15 protein-coding genes are annotated in these 23,738 nt (G+C 58.5%); 11 read left to right on the top strand and 4 right to left on the bottom strand.

Annotated elements, in window-relative coordinates; genetic code table 11:
* The first annotated feature begins 506 nt into the window (after positions 1-506).
* The gene (aceE, locus tag FXO11_RS17060; RefSeq protein WP_148864150.1) at positions 507-3,167 is read left to right on the top strand and encodes a pyruvate dehydrogenase (acetyl-transferring), homodimeric type; all 2,661 of its coding nucleotides are present in this window, start codon (positions 507-509) and stop codon (positions 3,165-3,167) included.
* Between the two features lie 10 nt (positions 3,168-3,177).
* Positions 3,178-5,223: a dihydrolipoyllysine-residue acetyltransferase gene (gene aceF, locus FXO11_RS17055; RefSeq protein WP_148864149.1), complete on the top strand. Its 2,046-nt coding sequence runs from the start codon at positions 3,178-3,180 to the stop codon at positions 5,221-5,223.
* 757 nt (positions 5,224-5,980) lie between these two features.
* On the opposite strand, the gene FXO11_RS17050 is transcribed toward aceF, so the two are convergent.
* Both FXO11_RS17050 and FXO11_RS17045 read right to left on the bottom strand, forming a co-directional pair.
* Positions 5,981-6,382 (bottom strand): hypothetical protein, encoded by a 402-nt coding sequence (locus tag FXO11_RS17050; protein WP_148864148.1) that lies wholly within the window; start codon positions 6,380-6,382, stop codon positions 5,981-5,983.
* Between the two features lie 605 nt (positions 6,383-6,987).
* On the bottom strand, positions 6,988-8,154 hold the full coding sequence (locus tag FXO11_RS17045; RefSeq protein WP_148864147.1) for a DcaP family trimeric outer membrane transporter: 1,167 nt from the start codon (positions 8,152-8,154) through the stop codon (positions 6,988-6,990).
* A 199-nt stretch (positions 8,155-8,353) separates the two neighbouring features.
* Here FXO11_RS17045 and FXO11_RS17040 point away from each other — a divergent pair, with 199 nt between their 5' ends.
* From FXO11_RS17040 to astB, 7 genes are all read left to right on the top strand, one after another.
* Positions 8,354-9,820, top strand: a complete 1,467-nt coding sequence (locus tag FXO11_RS17040; protein WP_148864146.1) for an exonuclease domain-containing protein — start codon at positions 8,354-8,356, stop codon at positions 9,818-9,820.
* Positions 9,821-9,854: 34 nt separating this feature from the next.
* The gene (locus FXO11_RS17035; protein WP_148864145.1) at positions 9,855-10,784 is read left to right on the top strand and encodes a GlxA family transcriptional regulator; all 930 of its coding nucleotides are present in this window, start codon (positions 9,855-9,857) and stop codon (positions 10,782-10,784) included.
* A 148-nt stretch (positions 10,785-10,932) separates the two neighbouring features.
* A complete protein-coding gene (locus FXO11_RS17030; protein WP_148864144.1) occupies positions 10,933-12,144 on the top strand; it encodes an aspartate aminotransferase family protein in 1,212 nt (403 codons plus the stop codon).
* 72 nt (positions 12,145-12,216) lie between these two features.
* Positions 12,217-13,230 carry an arginine N-succinyltransferase gene (locus FXO11_RS17025; RefSeq protein WP_148864143.1) on the top strand — a complete coding sequence of 338 codons (1,014 nt, stop codon included), beginning with the start codon at positions 12,217-12,219 and terminating at the stop codon, positions 13,228-13,230.
* 33 nt (positions 13,231-13,263) lie between these two features.
* A complete protein-coding gene (gene astA / locus FXO11_RS17020) occupies positions 13,264-14,322 on the top strand; it encodes an arginine N-succinyltransferase (RefSeq protein ID WP_148864142.1) in 1,059 nt (352 codons plus the stop codon).
* A 19-nt stretch (positions 14,323-14,341) separates the two neighbouring features.
* Positions 14,342-15,823: a succinylglutamate-semialdehyde dehydrogenase gene (astD, locus tag FXO11_RS17015; protein WP_148864141.1), complete on the top strand. Its 1,482-nt coding sequence runs from the start codon at positions 14,342-14,344 to the stop codon at positions 15,821-15,823.
* Positions 15,824-16,022: 199 nt separating this feature from the next.
* Positions 16,023-17,366: an N-succinylarginine dihydrolase gene (gene astB, locus FXO11_RS17010; RefSeq protein WP_148864140.1), complete on the top strand. Its 1,344-nt coding sequence runs from the start codon at positions 16,023-16,025 to the stop codon at positions 17,364-17,366.
* A 326-nt stretch (positions 17,367-17,692) separates the two neighbouring features.
* Here the strand turns inward: astB and FXO11_RS17005 are convergent, their stop codons facing one another.
* On the bottom strand, positions 17,693-18,331 hold the full coding sequence (locus FXO11_RS17005; RefSeq protein WP_148864139.1) for a TetR/AcrR family transcriptional regulator: 639 nt from the start codon (positions 18,329-18,331) through the stop codon (positions 17,693-17,695).
* A 221-nt stretch (positions 18,332-18,552) separates the two neighbouring features.
* Here FXO11_RS17005 and FXO11_RS17000 point away from each other — a divergent pair, with 221 nt between their 5' ends.
* Together FXO11_RS17000 and FXO11_RS16995 are read left to right on the top strand one after the other, a co-directional pair.
* Entirely contained in the window at positions 18,553-19,647 is a 1,095-nt protein-coding gene (locus FXO11_RS17000; protein ID WP_148864138.1) for an efflux RND transporter periplasmic adaptor subunit, read from the top strand.
* Positions 19,644-22,670, top strand: coding sequence for an efflux RND transporter permease subunit (locus FXO11_RS16995; protein WP_148864137.1), 3,027 nt, complete (start codon positions 19,644-19,646; stop codon positions 22,668-22,670). The genes FXO11_RS17000 and FXO11_RS16995 overlap by 4 nt, the downstream gene beginning before the upstream one ends.
* 51 nt (positions 22,671-22,721) lie before the next feature.
* Here the strand turns inward: FXO11_RS16995 and astE are convergent, their stop codons facing one another.
* Positions 22,722-23,738: a succinylglutamate desuccinylase gene (gene astE, locus FXO11_RS16990; RefSeq protein ID WP_148864136.1), complete on the bottom strand. Its 1,017-nt coding sequence runs from the start codon at positions 23,736-23,738 to the stop codon at positions 22,722-22,724.

Here is a 23,738-nt window from a genome sequence, read left to right as displayed (position 1 = left end):
ATCCTAGCTGTCTTGTATGACGGTAGGTCATGGACATGCCTAAGGAGCCTTTGAACAGGCCCTGAAGAGCATTCAGCCTGCGTTGAAGCCGGACGCTATACAGAGCCTGCTCAAGGATTCCTTAACGGTTCGTCATAAGCAAGTTGTTGATCCTGTTCTATGCTTAGGGGTTTCTGGCTTAGGAATTTTGGCTTAGTTGGGCTTAATTTTGGCTTAGTTGGGCTTAGTTGGGCTTAGAGAGTGCCTGCGAAAATACACGCTGGCCACAGCGGGACGATGTCCAGCGAGTTCAAGGCGCCTGACGCAGGTCATCCGGCTATTGAATTTTGCTTTACTGGGCCCCGGCATACCTGCTTTCCTGTTTCAAGCCGTCGAGGGAGCCAAACCGCTCCCGCCGTGAACGTCATGCTGTCATGAGTGCAGTAACCCCGCGCAACGAGCGCAATGATTTGCCGCAATCAGGAGCGCCCACAAGGCGCCTCAACTGACACCTTTAGGAGGGTCGGATGTATCAGGACGAAGATCCTATCGAAACCCAGGAATGGATGGAGGCGCTGGACTCCCTCATCGAGAATGAGGGGTTGGAGCGTGCCAAGTTCATCATGGAACGTCTTTCCGAGCGTGCCAGCCGGGACGGTACCCAGCTTCCCTATTCGATTACCACGCCGTTTCGCAACACCATTCCCGTCACCCAGGAATCACGGATGCCGGGCGACCTGTTCATGGAACGCCGCATTCGTTCGTTGATCCGCTGGAATGCCCTGGCGATGGTGCTGCGGGCGAACAAGCGCCCAGGCGAACTGGGCGGACACGTATCCTCGTTCTCGTCGGCGGCCACGCTTTACGATGTTGGTTTCAACTACTTCTTTAATGCCGGCAACGAGAAGCAAGAATCCGATTCGGTGTATTTCCAGGGTCATTCGTCGCCGGGTATCTACGCCCGCTCTTATCTGGAAGGGCGATTTGAAGAAGAGCACCTGGATAAATATCGCGAAGAGGTCGATGGCAACGGCTTGTCGTCCTACCCGCACCCTTGGTTAATGCCGGATTACTGGGAATTTCCCACCGTTTCCATGGGGTTGGGGCCCATTCAGGCGATCTACCAAGCGCACGTCATGAAGTACCTCCACAGTCGCGAGTTGATCGATATGGGCGACCGCCACGTGTGGTGCTTTATCGGCGATGGCGAATGCGACGAGCCGGAAACCCTGGGCGCTATCGCGCTGGCCGGCCGCGAAAAGCTGGACAACCTGATCTTCGTCATCAACTGCAACCTGCAGCGCCTGGACGGCCCGGTGCGTGGCAACGGCAAAATCATCCAGGAATTGGAAGGTGTGTTCCGGGGGGCCAACTGGAACGTACTCAAGGTGGTTTGGGGCCGCATGTGGGACCAGTTGTTTGAACGCGATACCGACGGTGTGATGCAGCACGCCATGGATGAAATCTGCGACGGTGAACTGCAGAACTATAAGAGCAATGGTCCGGCCTATACCCGTAAGCACTTCTTCGGCAAGTACCCGGAGCTGGCGAAGTTGGTCGAGGACATGACCGACGACGACATCAACCAGCTCAACCGTGGCGGTCATGACCCGTACAAGGTCTACGCCGCCTATCACAACGCCGTTCATAATAAAGGCAAGCCGACGGTCATTCTTGCGCACACCATCAAGGGCTATGGTTTCGGCGCCGCCGGCGAGGCGCAGAACACCGCCCATTCCCTTAAGAAGATGGATATTGAGGGGCTCAAGGCTTTCCGTGATCGTTTCGGCATCCCGTTGAAGGACGAAGAACTCAAGGACGTGCCCTATTACCGTCCGGCGCCGGATAGTCCGGAAATGGTCTACATGAAAAAGCGCCGGCAGGAACTGGGTGGTTTCTATCCCAAACGCCGCAGGGACAGCCAGCCGCTGCAAATTCCGAAAGTCGACATTTTCAGCAATCTGCTGGACGGTTCCGGCGACCGGGAAATCTCAACCACCATGGCGTTTGTGCGCCTTCTGACCTCATTGTCCAAGGACAAGCGCGTTGGCAAGCGGGTGGTGCCTATCGTACCGGACGAGGCGCGAACGTTCGGCATGGAAGGGATGTTCCGCCAGATGGGGATCTATACCTCCGAGGGGCAGAAATACACGCCCCAGGACCGTGAACAGATCATGTACTACAAGGAGGACAAGCAGGGCCAGATCCTCGAGGAAGGCATCACCGAGGATGGCTCGATGGCCGCCTGGATGGCGTGTGCCACCTCCTACAGCACCAATGATTTCCCGCTGATTCCGTTCTACAGTTTCTACTCCATGTTCGGTTTCCAGCGGGTGGGCGACTTGGCTTGGGCCTCCTGCGATATCCAGGCCCGAGGCTTCCTCATGGGCGGCACTTCCGGCCGTACCACGCTCAACGGCGAGGGCTTGCAGCACCAGGATGGGCACAGCCATATCCTGGCCCAGACGTTCCCGTCCTGCGTGTCCTACGACCCCACCTATGCCTACGAACTGGCCGTGATTGTGCACGATGGCATGAAGCGAATGTACGAAAACAACGAAAATGTTTTCTATTACATCACGTTGCTGAACGAAAATTACCAGCAGCCGGCCATGCCCAAAGGTGTCGAGGACGGCATCGTCAAAGGCATGTACCAACTGGAGTCCGTCGAAACCAAAGGCCGCAAGAAGACGCCTCGGGTTCAGCTACTGGGTTGCGGCGCGATCCTCAACGAGGTCCGGGCGGCCGCCCAGTTACTCAAAGATGACTTCAGCGTGGCCAGCGACGTGTGGAGCGTGACCAGCTTCAACGAACTGGCCCGCGACGGCCAGCACGTGGACCGCTGGAACAGGCTTCATCCGGACGATAAGGCGAAACAGCCTTACATTACCAAATGCCTGGAAAAGCAGAAGGGCCCGGTAGTCGCATCCACGGACTACATGAAGCTCTACGCCGATCAGGTACGCCGCTGGATTCCGACCGAATACGAGGTGCTTGGCACCGATGGCTACGGTCGCAGCGATACACGCGAGCGCCTACGCAGCTTCTTCGAGGTCGATCGCTACCATGTGGTGGTTGCGGCACTGACGGCGTTGTCCCGGGAAGGGGAGGTCAAGCAGGATCAAGTGCTTGAGGCGATGCGTAAATACGGTATCGACCGCAACAAACCCAACCCGCTGAAGGTTTAAGGAGACCGCCATGAGCGAACAGGAAATCAAGGTTCCCGATCTCGGCGGTGCGGACGAAGTTGAGATCATCGAGATCACCGTCAGCAAGGGCGACACGGTCGAGGAGGAAGATTCCATCCTGACGGTGGAATCCGACAAAGCCTCAGTCGATCTGCCGTCACCCGCGGCGGGCAAGATCACCAAAATCACCGCCAAGGTGGGCGACAAGGTCAAGGAAGGCGATGTCGTCGGCATGATCGAAACCGACGATGCCGACGGCGCCGATGACGATGAGCCGGAGGAGGAAAAACCGGCCGAGTCTGAAAAGGAAGATAAGGAAGATAAAGGCAGTAAGAAGGATACGGGCGATAAGGAAGAAAAGCCCAAAAAGGCGGAGAAGAAATCCGCTGGCGGCTCTCGCAAGGAGACGGTCAAAGTCCCCAGCATGGACGGCGCCGAAGATGTGCCGGTTATCGAGATCAACGTTCAGCCTGGCGACGAAGTGGCCGAAGAGGATCCACTGGTCACCGTGGAGTCCGATAAGGCGACCTTCGAGATTCCGTCGCCCTACGCCGGCAAAGTGGAAAAAGTGCTGGTAAAGGAGGGCGACAAGCTCTCGGAAGGCAACGATCTGCTGGAAATGACACTCTCCGGCGAGGGTGATGAGGCCGCCGATGAAGCGCCGACCGACGAACCCGAGAGCGAGGCTGAAGACAAATCCGAGGAAAAAGCGGAATCCGAGCCGAAGAAAGGAAAAACCAAGAAGTCCTCTGGTGGTACCCGCAAGGAAATCGTCAAGGTGCCCAGCATGGATGGCGCCGAGGATGTGCCGGTTATCGAGATTAACGTCAAGGATGGGGATGAGGTGGCCGAGGAAGATCCGCTGGTCACCGTCGAATCGGATAAGGCGACCTTCGAAATTCCTTCCCCCTATGCTGGCAAAGTCACCAAGGTGCTGGTCAGTGAAGGCGACAAACTGTCGGAAGGCGATGATCTGCTTGAGTTGACCGTCACCGACGAAGGTGAGGAAGACGCTGCCGAGGACGAATCGGACGAAGCGGCCGAGGAAGAAGCGTCCCAGCAAAAGCAAAGCGAGAAGAAAGCTGCCTCGAAAAAGGAAGATGCCGGGAAATCCGACGACTCCGAGCCGGTGCCCCGCACCGATGGTGCCAAGGTGCATGCGGGGCCTGCGGTCCGCAAGCTGGCCCGAGAGTTCGGCGTGGACATGGGCCGGATCAAGGGCAGCGGACCGAAAGGACGCATTCTCAAGGACGATGTCCAGGGCTATGTGAAGTCCGAGCTCAAGCGCACCCAGGAAGGAGGTTCTGCATCGGCCGGGGCTGGTATCCCGGGCATCAAACTGCCGGACTTCGGCCAATTCGGTGAGATCGAGCGGGAAAGCATGTCGCGCATGCAGGTGGCTACGGCCACCAATATGCAGCGCAGCTGGCTCAACGTGCCTCATGTCACCCAGCACGAAGATGCGGATATCACCGATATGGAAGCCTTCCGCAAGGACCTGAAAGCCGAAGGCGAGAAGCGGGGTGTGAAGATGACACCACTGCCTTTCGTACTCAAGGCCTGCGCTCACGCGCTGGCGGAACTGCCGCAGTTCAACGTGTCTCTGGACATGGAGCGCAAAGAGCTGATCCGTAAGCGTTACGTGCATATCGGCATTGCGGTGGACACGCCGGCCGGTCTGATGGTGCCGGTCATCAAGGATGTCGACAAGAAAGGCCTGTGGGAGCTAGCGGCGGAAGCCTCGGAGTTGGCCGCCAAAGCGCGGGAGAAGAAGCTCAAACCCAACGAAATGCAGGGCGCCTGCTTCTCCATTACCAGCTTGGGGGGGATCGGCGGCACCGCGTTCACGCCCATCGTCAACACGCCGGAGGTGGCCATATTGGGGCTATCCAAGGCGTCCATGAAACCGACATGGGATGGCGAGGCATTCCAGCCGCGGTTGATGATGCCGCTCTCCCTGTCCTACGACCATCGCGCTGTCAATGGCGCGGATGCCGCACGCTTTACCACGTTACTCGGCAACTTGCTGGGCGATGTGCGCCGGTTGTTGCTCTAACGGAAAGGAGAGTTGGCGAAGAAGAAATATGAAAAGCAGGCTCCGGCCTGCTTTTTTTGGGTCGCGCTTTCCAAGGCACAGGCTGGCGGGACAGGGATCATCGGGGACTCGTGAAGTGTTGCAGAGGCGGCGCGAGCGAAGGCGGTCAATGGATCGGGAGGGGCGTGCCCGGCTCAAGCCAGGCACGGCATAGAATCAGTTGGCGAAGAACATCCAGTCCAGATACTGATGAAGATCTTCCATCACCTCACGCTCATGGGGCTGGGTGAGTTCGAACAAAATACGATTGCTATCAGCGCGTTTCATAAGGTGTCACCTCCTTGAAGGCTCTTTTGATTCCTCTTTTGATTGCTCTTTTGATTGCAGGCGCCGACCTCTAGTTAACCCTTAGCAGGGTTCACAGCATGAGCTATGCCAACGGGTCGGACAGCTCTGAAGCTTTACGCATATACCTACAATGGACGCTTACGCTAATCGGTAAAACATCGATTAAATTGACAGTGCGCTAGCTCGGCGTAAGTGTGCAAAAAATACACAATTTTGGTGTTTTAGGTAAATGCGGCGAAAAGGAAAGAAAGCCGGGAACCGATGCGGTTCCCGGCGATGGGATCGCTTGGTAAAAAAATATCCAGTCAAATGTCCTTGCCTTTATGAAATGTAACATTAACGCTTAGACTTAAACGTTATTACGCTACCGCACAGATGTATTCACAAGGCCGCGAAATTAAAAGGTCACATTATTTGTAATATTGCAGCCCTAGAAGGTTTGGCTATCAAATATGTATCGTTTGGCATCATAAGCCGTTTTAGCATCGTCAGGTATTTTGACACTAGTTATTGTGTGGATGTGTTTCCAGTGCGGATGCTCAGGCTGCGCAATATTAGGTTTGTTCTCATAGAGTTTGTGACTGTGATCAGGTGTATCATTAGACAATGATTCTATGCCTATCTGCTGTCGCTCCGCAAAGCTATCACCGCTGCCAAAAGTAGGCTGCGGTTTTCTTGGCATGTCGTTGTTTTGACTATGAAGATGCACGATAGACTTATTTGAAGACCAAACATCGCTCTTACGGTCCGCCAGGCCTTGGGCGTTACTCGCAATAGACGCAATGGTGATAGAAAGGGCTGTTAAAGTGATAGTGATGTACTTGGGAATCATGGTGTAATCTCCTGCTTCTTGCCCGAATGGGCCTCGTTACTGTTAGTTAAGCAGGTGATTCTGAATCCACCCTGAATGCCAATGTTTTTTCGGATTTAAAATGGATGGCTATTATTTTAATTTTCAGTTTGGCTTCAGTTAAACATGTTAAATATACTTGCGAGTTAACTTAGATTTCTGCGTTTGGAGGCTTAAGCCTCCTTTTTTGTATGTCCGCCGTACTCTTGGAGGTGTAAGGCCCTCCGTAAACTGGCCACAGCGAATGGAGTGAAGGGCAGCTACGGGCAGTATCGCCCATGGGGAAAGCGTGGATCGTAAACCATGAGCTGATAAACAAGAACTGGATACACGGCGGCGAGCAGGCAAGAAGCCGCGGAGTTCTTGTGGCTAAGGCAGCGCACGCTCAATAATTAAGTGCAATCCCCTCTAATCGAGTATCGTGTTGCCATGCGAAATCATTATCACCACCTCACCACTACTGACCGTGTGACGCTTATGTTGATAATGCGTCAGGGGCAGTCTCCGGGCCAAAGCCGGGTTTGACTTGCACTGAATGACAATCTGGGTTGTTAGGCCATGTCATTCAGTGCTTATCGTTTAACTATTTAGAAGTTATATTGGGCAGCGAACAGTAGCCGACTGGCGTCGCCATCGTCGCCATCCACCTCATCTACCATGTAGTAGGCGTATTCAATACCCATGGTTACGTTCTTTTGAAGGTGCCACTGGTAGTTGATCATAGCGCTGGTGTTGGTTTCGTGCTTGTCGCCAATAACGGCAGATCCCAAGTCTTGTTCAGCATCGTCCCAATCGACTTCGGTCATGCCAACACCGGCATTGATTGAACGATCACTCCCAAGGTCAATCGTTAAGCCAACCGTGCCCCCGTACCCACTGATGAGTTCAAGGTTTCCACTACCATCGACATAGCCGTCTTCTGCAGCGAAATTCTCCCCGGAGCGATATAGATAAGTATTTGCGCCATTGGTGTAGTTGATAACGCCATAGAGCTTGAGGCTATCCGTGGCAGAGAGGGTAACTGCTGCAAATGCCCCGTAGCCTATAGCATCATCATCGTTTGTGCCGGTGTCGTAGCTGACTTGTCGCAAAATCGCGGCGGTAGAATAGGAGAAAACGCCGGATTTGTTTTCAAGCCGCGCCGTTAGAACGGGAAGTCCTTCTTTTTCAGCATCTCCGCCTGCGCCATCAATTAATCCACTATAACTAAGAGGTTCTTCTGCAGAAATGGATAGAGGGCCGTTTGTATAGCGCAGCTGTGCGGCTCGGAACTGCACTCCCGCGTTTCCTGGGAGAGCGTCAAAATCCAGGGTGGGCGTAAACCCGACAAAGCTTGTGTAGTTGGACCAGTTTTGTCCTGCCATCCAGCCCATGTACTCACCATACGCATGTCGGAGTCGCAAGCTGCCTGGACGGAAATCGCCCTCAACCACGACCTTAACGTCGTGCGGCAACATAGCCTTCACCCCTAGGCGGCTTTGAACCGCGTCTGCGCCAAAATGACCGGATATTTCGTTGTCCTCGTCATCGCCGGTATTCACCTTGCTGAAATCCCCGGAGCGAGTACTGTTAGAAATGTCTTCGTCGACATCGTAGGAAGCGTTGAGGCGGGCGTAACCATATATCTCTGCACTATACTCCATCCCATCGCTGGTCTTCCCTGCGATACCCAGCGCCATTGTCGATCCAGCGAAGCCGAGAGCTAGTACAGAGGTCGCCGCCCGAACTGCAATTGTTATTGTGTTGCGGTTCATTGAAGTGTTCTCCGTGCGTTATTGTTGTGTTGCGTCTTCTTCAAAGTAGTTACGGATTAATGACAATTCAAACAGATTGCACATTATTTATACCAAGGTCTAAAGGCCCTCCAGAGGCGGCCGCAGGCGTTAACAGCCACTCACACATGGGCGTCTTATTTTTCGGTCCAGTCCTGAACATTTCGCGTAGATAGCAAGCATGAATGAATCAAGCCCGTTCCTGGACTCGTGTACCCTTGCCTTTATCGATCTGGAAACCACCGGTGGTAATGCGTCGTGTGACCGTATTACGGAGGTTGGTATCCGTTTCTGGCGCAACGGCGAGGTTGTCGATGAATGGCAAACGTTACTTAACCCCCAGACCCGTATTTCCCCCTTTATAGAACAACTGACGGGCATTACGAACGCCATGGTGGCGGACGCACCCCTGTTCGAAGATGTCGCCGACACGCTGCGCGAGAAACTTAAGGATTGTGTGTTCGTCGCCCACAACGCCCGCTTCGACTATGGCTTCGTCAAAGCGGAATTTCGTCGGTTGGGGCAGGCCTTTTCGGCGCGAGTGCTTTGCACCGTGAAGTTGTCGCGCCGGCTCTATCCCGCTTATCGGCGTCACAATATGGATGAGCTCATCGCACGCCATGGCTTACCGGTTGTCGAGCGCCATCGGGCCATGGGCGATGTTCATGCGATGCATGCCTTTTTCGAAACGGCGCTGGCCGATCATGGCTATGGGATGGTGGAGCACACATCCCGTGCATTATTGAAGCGGCCTAGCATCCCGTCGCATTTGCCCAACGACGTGCTGGATACGTTGCCCCAGTGTCCGGGTGTCTATCGATTCTATGGCGAAAACGACGTGCTGCTCTATGTGGGGAAGAGCACCAATATCCTGCAGCGGGTGGCCTCGCATTTTTCTGGCGATCACAACTCACACCGCGGGATACGCATGTCCCAGAGCCTGCGCCGGGTGGAATGGACCGAGACCGCAGGTGAACTGGGCGCTTTGTTGCTGGAACTGAAACAGATCAAAACCCTGAGCCCGCTATACAACCGGCGCTCCCGCCCGGCGAAAAATCTGGTAAGTATCGAGCTGAGGCAGAACGATCAGGGATACCTTCAGGCTCGGCTGGTGCGTGAAATCGAGCCCCACCGGCTAGGCGATTACTATGGCCTTTTTCGCAGTATTCGCGATGCCGAGCGAGCGTTGAAGGGCATTTCGGCGAAGAACGAACTCTGCAACCGGCTACTCGGCTTGGAGTTTGGAAACGAGGGCCCCTGCTTCCAGAGGACCCTTGGCCGGTGTAAGGGGGCCTGCGATGGCGGCGAAGACGTCACCCGCTACAATCTGCGCACCCAGATCGGCTTCCACGCACTGCGCCTGAAAACCTGGCCGTGGGCGGGCCCCGTCGGCGTCGTTGAGCATAATCCCCGGCGAGAACGCACCGATATCCTGGTTATCTATAATTGGATGCATATCACGACGCTGCATGATGAAAGCGACATGAGCGATCTCTCTCTGCGCGGGCAGAGTGTTACCTTCGATCTGGATTCCTATAAACTGGTGATTAAAGCCTTGCATCAGCGCGACGGCCATCGTCGCCGCCTCATTGAGCTGCCGGCCGTTCACTCGCCGGATATCCTGATGCCTGACGCGAATACCGGTTGATCACCGAATAAAATCCAGAGCCGTAGGGGGAATATTGACGCTGAATGTGGGGTTGCTGTTGCTTCCAGGGGCGTCCGCATTGTCTTATGCCGCTGCGGTCGAGCCGCTGCAGGCGTGTAACCGGCTGCTGGGCGAGAACAGCTTTGCCCTTCGCCATTTAGGACTCGGCGCCGCTTTCAGCTCCGGGTTGCCCTTGCCGGAAACGCCGCTTGGCGACTGCCTCGACAACTTCCACTGGCTTCTCGTCGTGGGCGGCCATGCACCGTGCCGGGGATTGCCCGCAGATCTGACGCAAACCCTCGTTGATCGTTGTAACGCCGTTCCTGTCGTGGGCGGACTGGCCAGTGGCTCGTTGGTGCTAGCGGATGCTGGCCTGCTGGATGGCTATCGGGCGACGCTGCATGGCTTGCCAGCGCCGGAATTGCGCCAGCGCTATAGCGGCGTGCGGCTTGCAGACGATGTCTTCTGCGTCGACCGCAACCGCCTGACCTGCCGTGGCGCCACGGCCGCCCAGGATTTGATGATTTGGACCATCGGTCGTGAGCTGGGTCGGGACGTTGCCGAGGCCCTGGCGCAATGGTTTGTCCGCGAGCGGGTTGGCGAGCCCGAATTGGGGGCCGGTGCGGAACTGGATCAGGCTACGCGGTCTGAACAACCGGCTCTGGCCGAAGCGGTGGACTTGATGTTCGCCAACATCGAAGAGCCGCTATCCGGCGACGACATTGCCGGCCATGTCAATCTCTCACGCCGGCAGCTCGAGCGACTATTCCGTAAGTACCTCGACACAGTGCCTTCCCGCTATTACCTCAAGATCCGTCTGGACAAGGCGCGAGAGCTGGTGCGCAGCAGCGGGCTCAGCCTGACGGATATCGCCATGGCCTGTGGATTTTCCTCGGGGGCGCATTTCAGTACCACTTACCGTAACGCATTTGGGTTGACGCCGTCCGAAGATCGGGAGGTTTAAAAACGGGTCTCTCATCTGGCTACATTTAACGACCCTGGCCCCAACCCAGGTCGCATTCCTGTAACGCCCGGGTCGCAAACATGAAAGCGACATCGTTCCCATCCGTCTAGACTGCCTGCAGCGTGTGCCAATACAACGAGAGGATGTTATGACTACAGCCGCCATTACCCGTGCCATGTTCGATGACGTTATGGTTCCCAATTATGCCCCGGGCAAGATCATCCCGGTACGCGGCGAAGGTTCGCGAATCTGGGATCAGGAAGGGAAGGAGTACGTGGACCTGGCCGGCGGGATCGCGGTGACCTCTCTGGGCCACGCCCATCCCGGTCTGGTGGGTGCACTGACCTCCCAGGCGGAGAAGATCTGGCACCTGTCCAATGTCATGACCAACGAGCCGGCGATTCATCTGGCCAAAACCCTGTGTGATCTGACTTTCGCCGAGCGTGTGTTCTTCGCCAACTCCGGCGGTGAAGCCAACGAAGCCGCCTTCAAATTGGCTCGCCGCTACGCGTGGCAGCACCACGGCCCGGACAAGCACGAAATCATCGCGTTCAAAAACAGTTTTCACGGACGCACCCTGTTTACCGTGTCCGTCGGTGGCCAGCCAAAATACCTGGAAGGCTTCGAGCCTGCGCCCCAAGGCATTCATCATGCGGACTTCAACGACCTGGCCAGTGTCGAGAAACTGATTTCCGACAAGACCTGTGCCATCGTCGTCGAGCCGATCCAGGGTGAAGGCGGCATCCTACCGGCGAAGCCCGGCTTCCTCGAAGCCCTGCGCGAGCTGTGCGATAAGCATGACGCCTTGCTGGTCTTCGATGAGGTACAAACCGGTGTTGGCCGCACCGGCCACCTTTACGCCTATCAAAAATACGGCGTGACCCCGGATATTCTCTCGACCGCCAAAGCTCTGGGTGGGGGCTTCCCTATCGGGGCCATGCTGACCACCGCCAAGATCGCAGACAGCTTGGGCGTGGGCACTCACGGCAGCACCTATGGCGGCAACCCGCTGGCCTGTGCCGTAGCTCAGCGCGTGATCGATATCGTCAGCCAGCCGGATGTGCTCAAAGGCGTGGAAGCCCGTTCGCTGCGTTTGCGTCAGGGGATGGAAGCCATCGGCGAGAAGTATGGTGTATTTGATCACGTCCGCGGTGCTGGCCTGCTGCTCGGCGGTGTGCTGTCCGAGAAGTGGCAGGGCAAGGCCAAGGATTTCCTCAATGCCGGCCTGGACGAAGGCGTCATGGTTCTGGTGGCCGGTCTGAACGTGGTGCGTCTGGCGCCATCCCTGATTATTCCTGAATCCGATATCGACGAAGCCCTAGTGCGTTTCGAGCGCGCCGTCGCCAAGGTCGCTGGCTAAGTCCTCAACAAAGGGCCTGCGCTGATTGCGCAGGCTCCGGCGTTTGCCGCGAATAACAGGAGAACAGGAACTATGTGGATAGTCCGCCCCGCACGGCATGAGGATCTGGCCGGCATCGAGAAGCTGGCGACCGGTCACGGTGCCCGCGTTTCCACCTTGCCCCAGTCCCGGGACAAGCTGAGCGAGAAAATCGACCATTCGCTACGCTCTCTGGCAAGCGATCCGGCCCTGCTGGAGCGCGAGCGGTTCCTGTTCGTGCTGGAGGATAGCGAAACCGGCAAGATCCACGGCACCGCCGGCATCGACGCCCGTGCGGGTAATGGCCAGCCGTTTTACAACTACCGCCGCGACGAGCTGATTCACGCCTCCCATGAGCTGGATGTCTCCAAGCGCGTGGCGGTGCTCTACCCGACCCACGAGCTGACCGGCGATACCTTGCTGTGTTCGTTTACGATCGATCCCGAGCTGCGTGATGGCGACGCGTTCGAGCTGCTGTCCCGGTCCCGTCTGTTGTTTATCGACCGGCACCGGGAGCGCTTTGCCAACGATCTGGTGGTGGAAATCCAAGGCGTACAAACCGAAGAGGGCGACGCGCCATTCTGGGATAGCCTGGGCCGCCACTTCTTCCACATGGATTTTGCCACTGCGGACTACTATTCCGGCGTGAAGAGCAAGACCTTCATCGCCGAGCTGATGCCGCCCAACCCGATCTACGTCACGCTTTTGTCCGAAGCGGCTCAAACAGCGATCAGCCAGCCTCACGAAGCCGCCGAACGCACCTGTCAGTTGCTGGAGCGTGAAGGCTTCCGCATGGGCAAGCATATCGACATCTTTGACGGCGGCCCGGTGCTGGAAGCCCGTACCGACGCATTAAGTACGCTCACTAGCCGTCGCATCAAGACCGTTCGCCGGGGTGAAGGCAGCCGCGGGCTTCGTTACCTGGTGGCCAATGGCGAGAGCGAAGCTTTCCGCTGCACCTTGACCAACGTCAGCGATGGGCTGGGTGACGTCGTCCGATTAAATACGTCGGTTGCCGATGTGCTCCAGGTGAGTGACGGCGACGACTTGATTCTGGTCGCTCTATAAAGGGGGAACACGCATGAATGGGAGAAAGTACGCATGCTATTGATTCGACCCATTAACCAGGGCGATCTGGAAGACTTGCACAAAATGGCCGAAGGAGCCGGCAAGGGCCTGACGTCACTGCCCCCCAACCGCGATCTCCTGGCCCGCAAGATTGCGCGTTCGGAGGATACCTTCGGCGAGCGCTGCGAGCCGGAAGCGGGCATGTACCTGTTCGCGCTGGAAGATACCGCTCAGGGTAAGTGCGTGGGTATCAGTGGTATCGAGGCTCGCGTGGGTCTGGACGAAGTCTGGTACAACTACCGGTTGAGCACGACGGTCAATGCCTCGCGGGAGCTGGGCGTCCATGTGCGCACGCCGACCCTGCATCTGACCAACGACATGACCGATACCAGCGAGATCTGTTCGTTGCTGCTGTCGAAAACCCATCGCCAGGGGGGGAATGGCCTGCTGCTATCCCGCTGCCGTTTTCTGTTTATGGCGGATTTCCGGAATCTTTTCTCCGAGAAGGTGTTTGCGGAAATGCGCGGCTATTCCGACGAGAATGGCCGCAGTCCATTGTGGGACGCTCTGGGCCGCCGGTTCTTCGATATGGACTTCAGCGAGGCGGATTTTCTGTCCGGCATGGGCAACAAGTCCTTCATCGCCGAATTGATGCCGAAATATCCGATTTACCTGCCGCTACTGCCGCAATCCGCGCGGGAGGTGGTGAGCCAGGTTCACGAAAACACCAAGCCCGCCCTGCGAATGCTTCAGGCCGAAGGGTTCAACTTCAATGGCCTGGTGGACATCTTCGATGCCGGCCCGGTGGTTGAAGCGTTTATTCACAACGTACGCACGGTGCGGGAAAGCATCAAGCGCCACGTGCTCGTTACGCGTCAGCCGGTAGAATTGGATGTGCCTGCCGAACAGCGCGTCATGGTGTCCAACCGGTCGTTCCGCGATTTTCGCGTGACCACGCTGCCCATGAAATGCATCAAGCCAGATACCGTGAGCATGCCCGCCGAAGTGGCGGAGGCGCTGCAGGTATCCTCCGGGGACATGGTGCGTCTCTCGCCGCTGAAAGACGGCGCGAATGTCCGCACGGCCAAATAATTCAGAGAAGGAGTGACAGATGAGTATCGAACTGACCGGAGAACTTCTGATTCAGGGTAAATGGCTGACCGGCCACGGCCCGGACATGGAATCCCTGCAGCCGGTTTCCGGTGACACCGTCTGGAGTGGCCAGAGCGCCGACGTGGAAGATGTGGATGCCGCCGTGCGCGCCGCGAGGGCGGCCTTCCCCGAGTGGCGCCGCAAGACCTTCGAGGAGCGCCTGGCCATTGTCGAAGCCTTCGGCAAGGAGCTCGAAGCGCATAAGGAAGAGTTGGCCCACACCATCGGTGAGGAGACCGGTAAGCCGCTATGGGAGTCGCGTACCGAAGTGGCGGCGATGATTGGCAAGATCGGTATTTCCAAGAAAGCCTACGAGGATCGTACCGGCTATTCCGAGTCCGCTATGGCCGGTGGTCAAGCGGTTCTGCGTCACCGGCCTCATGGCGTGGTGGCTGTATTCGGACCTTACAACTTCCCGGGCCACCTGCCCAACGGGCACATCGTTCCGGCGCTGCTGGCAGGCAATACCGTTATCTTTAAGCCCAGCGAAATTGCGCCCGCCGTGGCCGAGCTGACGGTCCGCCTCTGGATCAAGGCGGGATTGCCGGACTCGGTCATCAGCCTGCTTCAAGGTGAGAAGGAGGCGGGTATCGCGCTGGCGGGGCATCCGGGCATCGACGGCTTGTTCTTTACCGGCAGCTCCAACGTTGGCCATCAGCTACACCAGCAGTTTGGCGGTCAGCCGGAGAAAATCCTCGCACTGGAGATGGGTGGCAATAATCCGCTGATTGTCCAGGATATCTCGGACATGGACGGCGCCGTACATCACGCCATCCAATCCGCTTTTCTCTCCGCTGGACAGCGCTGTACCTGTGCGCGCCGTCTGCTGGTTCGCAAAGGCAAGGAGGGCGATCAGTTTATCGAGCGCCTCGTCGAAGTCGCCAAGAGCATCAAGGTCGGCCGCTTCGACGCCGACCCCCAGCCATTCATGGGTTCGCTGGTATCGGCCGCTGCGGCGCAGCGACTAGTGGATGCTCAGGCTAACCTGTTGGAGAAAGGCGCCAAGTCACTGCTGGAACTGCGCCGTGCGGATGACGGCCCCGCCATGCTGACGCCAGGCATTATCGATATCACTGACGCCGATGATGTCGAGGATGAAGAGTTTTTCGGTCCGCTGCTGAGCGTCATTCGCTACGACGACTTCGATCAGGCCCTGGCCATCGCGAATGACACGCGTTATGGGCTGTCCGCCGGCATCCTGACCGACGACCGTAAACTTTACGAACGGCTGACCGAGGAAGTCCGTGCCGGTATCGTCAACTGGAACCGTCCGCTCACCGGCGCCAGCAGTGCCGCGCCGTTCGGCGGCGTGGGCGCCAGCGGCAACCATCGTCCGAGCGCCTACTACGCGGCGGATTACTGCGCTTGGCCGATGGCCTCGCTGGAATCCGACAAGAGCGCGATGCCGGACAGCCTGGCCCCGGGCCTGAGCTTCGAATAGAGACAAGGCCAGGCTAGTGCAACGTGCCACGATACTAAATGTAGCCGACGCTTCAGCTTCGGAGGGGACGCCAGTCCCCCGATAGTTCCCGGCAGGCTTGCGCCTGCTCCGAAGCTAAAGCGTCGGTTACATCGGTGGTACTGCCTCCGTTAAGCCGAGCCAACACGGATTTATCAAGACGATTTCCAGCGAGGTTTGCATGACCCAACACGCCACAGAAGCCAATTTCGACGGTCTGGTTGGACCGACCCACAATTACGCGGGCCTGTCCTGGGGTAATGTGGCCTCTAAATCCAACGTCAGTGCGGTATCCAACCCCAAGGAAGCGGCGCTCCAGGGCCTTAAAAAGATGAAGATCCTGGCGGACCGGGGGTTTGTTCAAGGCATTCTGCCGCCCCATGAACGTCCGCATATTCCCACGCTGCGCAAGCTGGGCTTCACGGGCAGTGACGCCGACGTGCTGGCTGCGGCGGCGAAAAGCAACCCGGTGATTCTCTCCGCTGCGGCTTCCGCCTCCACGATGTGGACCGCCAATGCGGCCACGGTTTCACCGAGTGCGGATACCAAGGATCACCGGGTACACTTCACCCCGGCGAACCTGAGCGCCAAGTTCCACCGCTCCATCGAGCACGAGGTGACCGGGCGGGCACTGGCTTCCATCTTTACGGATGAAGCCTACTTCGCCCACCACAAGGCCCTGCCTTCCGTCAGTCACTTCGGCGACGAGGGCGCAGCCAACCACACGCGCCTGTGCAGTGCCTACGGCGAGCCGGGTGTGGAGCTGTTCGTATACGGGCAGACCGCTTTCGACGAAGCCGCGCCTGCGCCAAAGCGTTTCCCGGCACGCCAGACCCTGGAAGCCTCCCAGGCTATCGCCCGCTTGCATGGCCTGAGCGATAACCACGCGGTGTTTGCTCAACAGAATCCGAGCGCGATCGATGCCGGTGTGTTTCACAACGACGTGATCGCGGTGGGTAACGGCAACGTGCTGTTCTACCACGATCAGGCTTTTCTCAACGAGGAAAGGGTGCTGGCGGATATCCGCGGCAAGCTGAAGGGAGCCGAACTGCAAGGCGTGCGGGTTAGTTCCGACGAGGTGCCTATCGCCGATGCCGTGAGCTCCTACCTGTTCAACAGTCAGTTGCTGACTCAGAAAGACGGCTCCATGCTCCTCGCCGTGCCGGGAGAGTGTCGAGAGATCGATTCCGTCAGCCGCTACCTCGACAACCTGGTGGCCCAGGGCGGTCCGATCAGCACGGTGGAAGTGTTCGACGTGAAGCAGTCGATGCGCAACGGCGGCGGTCCGGCCTGCCTGCGTCTGCGGGTCGTACTGACCGACGACGAACTCAAGGCCATGCACGATGGAGTGCTACTCAACGATGCCCTGTACGAGCGTTTGGTGACGTGGGTGGAAGGCCATTACCGGGACGAGTTAACCCAGGCGGATCTGGCCGACCCGATGCTGCTTGATGAGTGCCGGCATGCGTTGGACGAATTAAGCGGTATCCTTGGGCTGGGCTCGATCTACGATTTCCAGCGGTAGCGCTTGCGGGAAACCCGTGGGCGCCTTCGACGCCTCAGAAGCTGAAGCTTCTGCTACATACTCGAGTTAATCTCAAAATGTAGCCGATGCTTCAGAGGGTGTTGCAAAACTACTGCGCTCGGCCATGCGGCGTTGGAAATCCGCTCAAAATGCTCATTTACTATCAGTAAACTGCGCTTTTTCGCGAATTTCCGCCTTGCCTGGCCTTCGCTCGCTACGTTTTGCAACACCCTCTTCAGCTTCGGAGCAGCCTGCAGGGCTGCCCTGGCGAAGACGCATCCCGGGGTGAAAGCCCCAGCCGGCCATCTATTCCGCTCTAAAACCCATCAGGCCTTAATCGATCGCACCAGCATCTCCATGGTGTGCTTGATTAGGGCATCGCAGGGATACATTGCCAGCGGCCCGTCGTCCCCCATTTCCTGCTGGCACATCATAATAACGCCATGGAGCGCGCCCCGTAGATAAAGCGCGGTCTGGAACGGATCCTTGACCTGTTCGGCGCTGATGCTCCCGTCTTTCAGGCCCACATCCAGCGCTTCCACCATCAACTGCATGCTCTCAAGTTCACAGCCGGTCATGACCTGGACTTCGTCGTCGTCGGCATCCTGCATGGCGGTGCTCGCCTTGGTCAGTGCCTCGAAGTAGTCCGGCTCCTCCTGCCAGAAACGATAGTAGGACTGGCCTACGGCCATGATCTTCTCCAACCCGGAATCCGCCGAATCCAATGCCGCGCGGAACCGCTCCCGAAGCCGCTCGGCGGCCCGTAGCATGATGCCTCGTTGGATCGCTGCTTTGTCTTTGAAATAAACATAAAGCAGGGCGCGACTCAGGCTGGCGGTGCGGGCGATATCGTCCATTGACGTTCGGTCGTAGCCTTTCTCGCCGAACATGGTTTCGGCAGCGTCCAGGATGGTGTCTTGTCGCTGCTGCTTTTCCCGTTCCCGCCGTTTTTGCAGGTCGCTCATAAGCTTGCCCTTCCGCTGCGAGCGGCGTACCGCTGGAATGAAATGAACCGTGATCCGATTCGCAACTCTATGCATAGATGAATCGTTGACAAAGTGTCAAAGAGTGACATCATGTCTAAAATCATCCGGTAATCGGCGCAGGAAGACAAGTCCGCATAGGCCGCATTGTTACTCCACGCCAATGTCACTCCACGCCAACGCCCGCTAGCAGGTGACGCTCCATGAGCCCGACGATCCGCGCTTTCATGCCCTTTATCCCTCTCCTTCTGACCGGCGTGCTGGCGGGTTGTGCCGACTCCGTCAGCGCTCCCGCCGCGTCCGCATCCGCGATCACCGTACGCACAGCGCCGGTGACCACCCGCGAATCCGCTACCGAACCCCTGCGGTTTGCCGGCATCGTTCAGGCCCGGCAACGGGCGACGTTGACATTTCAGGTCAGCGGAACTTTGCGGGAGCGGCCTGTCGCGTTGGGCGAGCAGGTGGAGTCCGGCCAAGTGCTGGCCACACTCTACAATCCGGGGTTGGAGCCGGCACGGGATTCTGCCGCCGCGCGACTGCAAGAGCTGCAAACACAGCTCGATCAGGCCCGCCGGGAGTCGGATCGGTCCGGCAAACTGTTTAAGCGAGGCGTGGTATCCGAACAGACCCTGGAGCAACTGGACGCCCGTCGGGACAGTCTGGAAGCGGGTGTCGCCACCGCACGGGCCGCCTTGGCAGAGGCTCGGCGTATGGTGTCCGAGAGCACGCTGAAGGCACCCTTTTCCGGGCGGGTGGAAGCCTTGCTGGTAGAACGAGATGAGTTTGTGAGCGCAGGCCAGCCGGTAGCGCGTATGTCGTCTCCCAGCGGCCGCGAAGTGGAACTGCGTGTGCCGGCCTACTTGCTGGAACAGGTCCGGCTCGGCCAGAAACTGCCCATCTGGTCGGTACAGGATCGCCGTCGTCCCCCGGTGTCCGGCGATATTGTCGAAATCGCCTCGCCCAGTGCCGTGCGGGGTGAGTTGCATGCGGTTCTGGTTGGTGTGCCCGGTGGTACGTTGGAGGCGGGCGTCCCCGTCGAAGTCGGCATCGCGCCACCGTCGGAATCGTTGACCACCGTACCGCTGCTTTCGATTATCCGCTCCGCCACCGGTACCAGTGTTTTTCGCGTCGTCGAGGACGGTGATCGTCCCTCCGCCGAGCGGGTGAGCGTCACTGTCGAGCGCATTGCCGGGGAACAGGCGATTATCGGTGAGGGTTCGCTCGAAGCCGGCGATCAGGTGGTCTATGCCGGCATGACGCGTGTCACACAGGGCGATGCGGTGGAGATTCTACCGTGACCGCCCGCCTGCTGCGCTGCCAGCGTTTGCTGGGCATGGTGGTGATCATGCTCTGCCTGCTGGGGATTGCGGCCTACAGCACAATGCCGCGCCAAGAAGATCCCTCGTTTCCTTACCGTGCGGGGATGCTGACGGTTAGCTACCCCGGCGCTAATGCTGACGCTGTCGAACGTCTGGTCATGCGACCGCTGGCGGATGAGCTTTTGCAGGTTGAGGAAGTGGATTTCGCTTCAGGTACCGCACGCACCGGCGTTGCCGTGGTCAACATCCGCCTCAACGATGATATTTACGACACCGATGCGGCCTGGGACCGGGTACGCCAGGCCATGGAACGGGCACGGCTTGAGTTTCCGGATGACGTCGGCCGAATGGCCCTGGAGGATCGGCTGATCGATATTCCGGCCATCGTGCTGGCGGTGGGCGGTTCGCCTTCGATCACTGAACTGTCAGGTCAGGCGGAACGCCTCAAGAACAATCTGCTGGATATCCCCGGTGTGTCCCGCGTCGAACTGGACGGGGACGTGGATGAGCAGATCACCCTGGCGCTCGACGATGCGGCGCTCTATCGCCTGGGCATTTCTCCGTCCCGCGTGCTCGATACTCTGGCCCAGCGTAATCAAGTGATCCCGGGCGGCTTCCTCGTGGTGGACGGTCAGCGGCTGTCGATCCTGCCCAACAGTGAATTCGACGACATCGATGCCATTCGCGCCACGCCGATTGAGTTGCCGGATGGCTCCCAGGTACCGCTGGCTGCGGCTGCCGAGGTCTGGCGTGGACCGGTGGAACCGCGTCAGCCGGAAACCTGGTATGACGGCGAGCGGGTGGTTCTGCTGTCGTTGATCATGGAAGAGGGCACCACGGATGCCATTCGCTTCGGCGAGCGGGTGCGCGAGCGCTTGGCTGAAATACAGGGCGACTTTGCGCCCTACACCCTCAAGGAAATGTTCTTCCAGCCGGACAAGGTGGAAGATCGGTTGGACAATCTGGCCTGGAGTCTGGTGCTATCGGTTGTCATTATCGTCGCCGTGGTGTTTACCGGAATGGGCATTCGGATGGGGTTGCTGGTGGCGACCATTCTGCCCATGGTGGCGCTGATCAGTATCGGCCTGTATGACTTGGGTGGCGGGGTGCTGCATCAGATTGCCGTCATCGGTATGGTCATATCGCTGGGCATCCTGATCGATAACGCCATCGTGATTGTCGAAAATATTCAGGCCCTGCTGGATCAGGGCGTCCGCCGGCTGGATGCGCTTAAGCAGTCGGTCCGGGAACTGGCCGGTCCGCTGGGCGCGTCAACCGGCACCACGCTGGCGGCCTTTGCACCTTTGCTGCTGTCCAAGGGGGGTACGGCGGATTTCACTCGGGGCATTCCGGTGATGATCATGCTGACGCTCTCGATCAGCTACCTGCTGGCGATTTCGGCGGTGCCGTTGCTGGCGAGCCGGTTCTTGAAACCACGCAAACAGGTGCGAGCGGATCGTCTGGCAGGTCTGGCCCGATTCCTCGGCGGGTTGGTTTCGAAGGCGCCAGGCCTGCTGGTGCTGGCCGGTCTGGTTATGGTCGCGGCCAGCGTCGCGCTGACCCCGTTCCTCAAGCAGCAATTCTTCCCCAACGCCGACCGGCCCCGGGTGATTGTTGAGATGCACATGCCGGAGGGAACGGACCAGGCAAGGACAGCCAGCATTGCAGCGGAACTTGAGAAGGCCATTCGCAGCCGGCCGGAAACCGTTAACGTCCACCGTTTTGTCGGCTTTACCGGCCCCAGTTTTTACTACAACCTCCAGCGTGCGCCGCAGGCGCCCAACCGGGGCCGTATCGTGGTGAAGACCGGGACTCTGGCGCAGACCACCGGCCTGGTCCACTGGATTCGCGACTACGCCGCCCAGGCCCTACCTGAACTGGACCTGACCGTCGGTATCCTGGGGCAAGGCCCGCCCCGGGCGGCGCCGGTCGAAGTCCGGCTGTACCATCCGGACGATGCTGTGCGTGCAGAGGCTATCGAACAGGTCTTTGCCGGTTTGCGGCAGGCGCCGGGTACTGTCGACGTTCGTCATGACCTGGATCCGGGCATTCCCAGCGTTCGCATCAACGTCGACGACGCCACGGCTGCCCGTTACGGCATCAACCGGGCGGATGTGGCCCAGAGCCTTTACGGCCAGAGTTTCGGTATCATAGCCGAGCAGTTCCGCCGTGAAGACGACCCTATCCCGCTGGTATTGCGCTCGCGGGACGGCACCCAGCTTTCCCTGTCGCGATTGCTGTCGATCAACGTCTACACCGACCGCGGCGATGCGGTGCCTTTATCCGCGATTGCCACCGTGGAGACGACCTGGGAACCGGCAGCGCGCTACCTGCGCAACGGCGTTCGCGTGAATACCGTAACGGCCAATCTAGAAACCGGTTACAGTTTCAGTCAGGCTCTGAACGGATTGCAGGATTATCTGGTGCAGAATCCGCTCCCGTCCGGGACGCGTTTGGAGTATGGCGGCGACGCCGAAGGCTCCGACGATGCCAACAATGCGCTGCTGACCACCGCGCCCATCGGTGTGCTACTACTGCTATTCTTCTTGTTGTTGCAGTTCAACTCGTTCAAGCGGGTAGGAATTATTCTGCTGACCGTACCGCTGGCGACGGTGGGGATTTTTCCGGGACTGGTGCTCTCCGGATCGCCGTTCGGTTTTCAGTCGCTGCTGGGCGTGATTGCGCTGGTGGGGATTGTGGTGAACAACGCTATCGTCCTGCTGGATGTGATGGATCGCAAGCTGGAGGCGGGCGAGTCGATTCGCGATGCGGTGCGGATGGCGGTGGAGCAGCGCACGCGGCCGATCCTGCTGACGACCGGGACGACGGTTGCGGGGTTGTTGCCGCTGGCTTTTTCCAGTTCGACGCTGTGGCCGCCGATGGCTTGGGCCATTATCTCGGGCCTTTTGGCTTCGACGGTCCTGACGCTGTTGGTGGTGCCATCGCTATGCATCAAGGTGATTCGGGGGCGGGTGCCGGATATGGAGAATGTGCCGGCTTGACCAGTGTCGCTGATGGGAGCGGACCGCCCCATCAGCGACACTGGAGGTCGCCTATGACTTCTCTCTGACCAATAACCCCACGCGCTGCCCAACCGGGACATTCCGGTTCGGAAAGATAATCGCCTCCGGTCGGTCGCCGACCCGGTACGTCGTCTCATTATCTTCCCAAATCACCGTCCCGGGTTCATAAGCCGTAAAATTAGCTACGTCATCGGGCACGTGAAACCGGAAGCTATCGCCGGTGTTGAGAATTTCGTGAACGACTTCGAATACGGCCAGCTCTTGAGAGCGAGCCGGCTTGGGCGTCGGTTTACCTTTCAGCAGGCGACGTAAGGCGCTCTGGACGCCGGTAAAACGGCTGAGATCGTTCTGGCCGAATGGGCTAACCTTGCCCAGCTCGATGGTAAAGCTCTCGGCACCCAGGTGGGTCGAGGAGAACGATGAAAACGTTGTGCCGCTCTTGTGCTGCAGTAGCAGCGTCGGCACGTCGGCTTCCAGCAGGAAATCGCATTGCCGTTGCGGCACCGTACGTCCTTCCACAAAGGGATAGAGCGCAAACTTCTCCCGATGCGAAGGGCGAATCGCCGTATGCAGGTCATAGTGCACCAATGCGCCCGCTCCCTTCGCGAACTCCCGGCATACCGATTCCAGCAGCGCGGCTCTGTTTGCTTCCGGCGTACCCGCATAGGGTGCCTTGGCATGGGCGCCGGCGAAAAGACGGTTCATGTTGAACTCGACGAAGCGGTCGCCCTTTGCCATCGATGGCGGATTGCCGAGTATCAGCAGCGTGCGTTTTCCCAGGGTCCACTCGCCATCAAGCAGCTCATTGACCAAGCCGTTGACAACCTCGATGGGGGCGGTTTCGTTCCCGTGTACACCGGCAGAGACGATCAGCCGCTCGCCGTCCCCGTGGGGTGGCGTCAGCTCGAGCAGACCGGTATCCAGAAGCTCGATACGGGCGCCGTCCGGCAGCGTGACGGCCACCGGTGAGGACGATTGGCCGTGAGAGGCGAGGGTGTGAGCGAGCCAATCAGGCTCGCCGTCGAACAGGTTTTCTCGTACAGACAT

The sequence above is a fragment of the Marinobacter fonticola genome (assembly GCF_008122265.1).
Lineage (GTDB): Bacteria > Pseudomonadota > Gammaproteobacteria > Pseudomonadales > Oleiphilaceae > Marinobacter_A > Marinobacter_A fonticola.
This window is presented reverse-complemented; position numbering and strand designations above follow the sequence as displayed.

Excerpts from the sequence above, each read along its gene's own strand:
- aceE (WP_148864150.1), top strand. The coding sequence starts at position 507 with ATGTATCAGGACGAAGATCCTATCGAAACCCAGGAATGGATGGAGGCG.
- aceF (WP_148864149.1), top strand. The coding sequence starts at position 3,178 with ATGAGCGAACAGGAAATCAAGGTTCCCGATCTCGGCGGTGCGGACGAA.
- FXO11_RS17050 (WP_148864148.1), bottom strand. The coding sequence starts at position 6,382 with ATGATTCCCAAGTACATCACTATCACTTTAACAGCCCTTTCTATCACC.
- FXO11_RS17045 (WP_148864147.1), bottom strand. The coding sequence starts at position 8,154 with ATGAACCGCAACACAATAACAATTGCAGTTCGGGCGGCGACCTCTGTA.
- FXO11_RS17040 (WP_148864146.1), top strand. The coding sequence starts at position 8,354 with ATGAATGAATCAAGCCCGTTCCTGGACTCGTGTACCCTTGCCTTTATC.
- FXO11_RS17030 (WP_148864144.1), top strand. The coding sequence starts at position 10,933 with ATGACTACAGCCGCCATTACCCGTGCCATGTTCGATGACGTTATGGTT.
- FXO11_RS17025 (WP_148864143.1), top strand. The coding sequence starts at position 12,217 with ATGTGGATAGTCCGCCCCGCACGGCATGAGGATCTGGCCGGCATCGAG.
- astA (WP_148864142.1), top strand. The coding sequence starts at position 13,264 with ATGCTATTGATTCGACCCATTAACCAGGGCGATCTGGAAGACTTGCAC.
- astD (WP_148864141.1), top strand. The coding sequence starts at position 14,342 with ATGAGTATCGAACTGACCGGAGAACTTCTGATTCAGGGTAAATGGCTG.
- astB (WP_148864140.1), top strand. The coding sequence starts at position 16,023 with ATGACCCAACACGCCACAGAAGCCAATTTCGACGGTCTGGTTGGACCG.
- FXO11_RS17005 (WP_148864139.1), bottom strand. The coding sequence starts at position 18,331 with ATGAGCGACCTGCAAAAACGGCGGGAACGGGAAAAGCAGCAGCGACAA.
- FXO11_RS17000 (WP_148864138.1), top strand. The coding sequence starts at position 18,553 with ATGAGCCCGACGATCCGCGCTTTCATGCCCTTTATCCCTCTCCTTCTG.
- astE (WP_148864136.1), bottom strand. The coding sequence starts at position 23,738 with ATGTCTGTACGAGAAAACCTGTTCGACGGCGAGCCTGATTGGCTCGCT.